Source organism: Ferroglobus sp. (genome assembly GCF_015521575.1).
Taxonomy (GTDB): Archaea; Halobacteriota; Archaeoglobi; order Archaeoglobales; family Archaeoglobaceae; genus Ferroglobus.
Genome location: NZ_WANY01000231.1, coordinates 1 through 2,318, shown reverse-complemented (window position 1 = coordinate 2,318; position 2,318 = coordinate 1). Strand labels below are relative to the sequence as shown.

The 2,318-nt window shown below is 41.1% G+C and carries 5 protein-coding genes and 1 pseudogene; 4 read left to right on the top strand and 2 right to left on the bottom strand.

Translation table 11 applies throughout. The annotated features are described in order from the left end of the window. A partial coding sequence (locus F7C14_RS09280; RefSeq protein WP_290902166.1) for a HepT-like ribonuclease domain-containing protein occupies positions 1-187 on the top strand: 187 nt, incomplete at its 5' end. Further along, on the top strand, positions 166-537 hold the full coding sequence (locus F7C14_RS09275) for a nucleotidyltransferase domain-containing protein (protein ID WP_290902164.1): 372 nt from the start codon (positions 166-168) through the stop codon (positions 535-537). The genes F7C14_RS09280 and F7C14_RS09275, both read left to right, overlap by 22 nt. A 4-nt stretch (positions 538-541) precedes the next feature. On the opposite strand, the gene cas4 is transcribed toward F7C14_RS09275, so the two are convergent. Beyond that, the gene (cas4, locus tag F7C14_RS09270; protein ID WP_290902162.1) at positions 542-1,090 is read right to left on the bottom strand and encodes a CRISPR-associated protein Cas4; all 549 of its coding nucleotides are present in this window, start codon (positions 1,088-1,090) and stop codon (positions 542-544) included. Between the two features lie 127 nt (positions 1,091-1,217). On the opposite strand from cas4, the gene F7C14_RS09265 reads away from it, so the two are divergent. Continuing rightward, the gene (locus F7C14_RS09265; protein WP_290902160.1) at positions 1,218-1,520 is read left to right on the top strand and encodes a nucleotidyltransferase family protein; all 303 of its coding nucleotides are present in this window, start codon (positions 1,218-1,220) and stop codon (positions 1,518-1,520) included. Between the two features lie 130 nt (positions 1,521-1,650). Beyond that, positions 1,651-1,902, top strand: a pseudogene (gene cmr6, locus F7C14_RS09260) (type III-B CRISPR module RAMP protein Cmr6); the annotation flags it as partial. 101 nt (positions 1,903-2,003) lie between these two features. On the opposite strand, the gene cas2 reads toward cmr6, so the two are convergent. Beyond that, positions 2,004-2,276 carry a CRISPR-associated endonuclease Cas2 gene (gene cas2, locus F7C14_RS09255; RefSeq protein ID WP_290902156.1) on the bottom strand — a complete coding sequence of 91 codons (273 nt, stop codon included), beginning with the start codon at positions 2,274-2,276 and terminating at the stop codon, positions 2,004-2,006. Between the last annotated feature and the right edge of the window lie 42 nt (positions 2,277-2,318).

The window sequence follows — 2,318 nt, the reverse complement described above, 5'->3', positions numbered from 1 at the left end:
GGGCGAATTGACGAAGCAGAAAGATCTCGCAGATTGCCTTAAAATAGCCAACGGACTTAGGAATAGGCTGGTTAATCATTACAACGGACTGAACGATGCTTTAGCCATCGAATCGATTAAAGACATTTCTCCCTGCCTCAAGAAGTTCGTGGGAGTGATCAGAGAATGGTTGAAAAAAGTAGCGTAGCTAAGGATTTCAGCTTTTTAAGAGATAGAGTTCTGGCGGTTCTGATTTTTGGCTCATCGGTTAAAGAAGAGGGGAGAGACATAGATGTTTGCATCGTTGCAAAGAGCGATCCGAAGAAAATTCTCAAAGATGTTTTTTCGAATGTAGATCCAAGTAAGTACGACGTATGGGTTTTTGAAGAGTTACCGTTGTACATGAAAATGGAAGTCATTGAAAATCACGAAATCGTTTATTGCAAAGATGAGCTGGAACTGTACGAGTACTTTTACTTCTTCAGAAAGCTCTGGAAGGATCAGAAAAGGAGGAACGTCGTGAGCAAAGAGGAGTTAAAAGCGATGGTGGATAAGTAATGTGTCAGCTTTCGATGCACATTTCGCTGTAATCGCAGTTTTCACAAGATTTGGAGACTTTCGCTTTCGGCTGCTTGCCGTTGATGATTTCATGACAATTCTTAACGCATTCAATTACAAATCTCCTTTCCTCGTCTCTGATTTCCAGCGGGACTATTTTGTTACTTTCTGTGAGGAAGATGAAAGCTCTTTTGACGGGTTTTCTTGTTACATCTTCAAGCAACATCGCGTAAAGGACGACTGAGTATTTCCACCAGGGCTTGAGCTTGGAGCTGTACTTGACTTCAAGAGGAGCAAGAGAGTTACCATCTTTAACAACGAAATCCACTTTCCCGACAACACCGAGCTTTTCACTCTCAAGTTTAAGCTCTTTTTCATAAATCTCAAATTTTTCGGAAATGAACTTTTCAGCTTCTTCTTGAATCTCCTTTCCAAGTTCTGCCCAGTAACCTTCGCTCCTGTTAATCCCGAGAACAACGGAGAAGTAGAAGACCATCGGGCAGAAGAAGTATTCCTCCACATCCCTAACCCAAAGCTTTACTCTTTGCTTCATTACAATATCTTTATCTTAAGGGAAAATTTTAAGATTTTTTGAGGGAAAACTGATGAAATTGTACTCAATTTCATGCGGATTTTGAGGAAGGCTGGTTTTAGATGTCGTGATCGATGGAGGTGCCGAAGTGAGCTTGGAGAAAATCAGGAGAATTCTGAAGAAACACGAGAAAGAACTCAAGGAAAAGTTCAAAGTTAAGGAAATCGGTGTATTCGGCTCTTACGTCAGAGGAGAGCAAAGAGAAGGAAGTGATGTTGATATTTTAGTAGATTTTTATGGAACTCCCACGCTCTTCGAGTTTGTCGAACTCGAAAACTACCTGTCGGAAGTGCTTGGCGTAAAGGTCGATTTAGTGATGAAAAGAGCATTAAAGCCGAAGATAAGGGAGGGAGTTCTGAAAGAGGTAGCTTACATATGGAGAGAATTGTAGAGCTCGTCAAGTTACTCTGGACGTGATCAAAAAGATCAAGGAATTTATGTGAGTAACGAAGATTTCTGAAAGACGAAATTTTCTGCGGTAGGGACATTAGAAATAGTGAGGCTGCAAAATGTATAATCAAATTCTCGAACTCGACATAATGAACCTTCACTACCAGCCTTACTACCAGCATGGGGAAGCCCCCGGAGACTGGCATTCTCCAAATCCGATATTCTTCTTAACAGTTCCAAAAGGCGTGGAGTTCCAGTTTGCAATAGCCCCAAGAAACAGCGAGTATGAGCTTGTGGAAAGAGCTAAAGAATTACTCGTTTCAGCGTTAAAAGAGTTTGGTGTCGGAGCTAAAACGTCTTTGGGCTACGGGAGATTTGAATGAATCAGTCGCGGGCTACCTCATCATCGCATCGCTCAGAATTGGATTCAATCATCACCAGCAGAAAATAGGGAGAAAGCTATAAAGACTTTTTCACTCAAACATTACTCCCATGTTTCACCGTAATAAACGCCGTCGTGCTTTATTCTTGAGTGAAAACGCAGATCCCTATCGCAGATCGGGAAAATGTCGATTCTATCGTTTCCTTCCAGACTTTTCCTTGAAAGGACTTTTTCCAAGTCTTTTCTCTCTTGACTGCTTAGATATCCTATGAAGGCGCTTTTTTGAATTCTCATCAATCCGAAATCCTTCAGAATTTCAGCTATTTTGCTCCTCAAACTGTCGTTCGCTATGTCGTAAACCACGAGAACTTTCATAATGGTATTTTTTATTTAAAAACTTATGATTTGCGCCTGTTG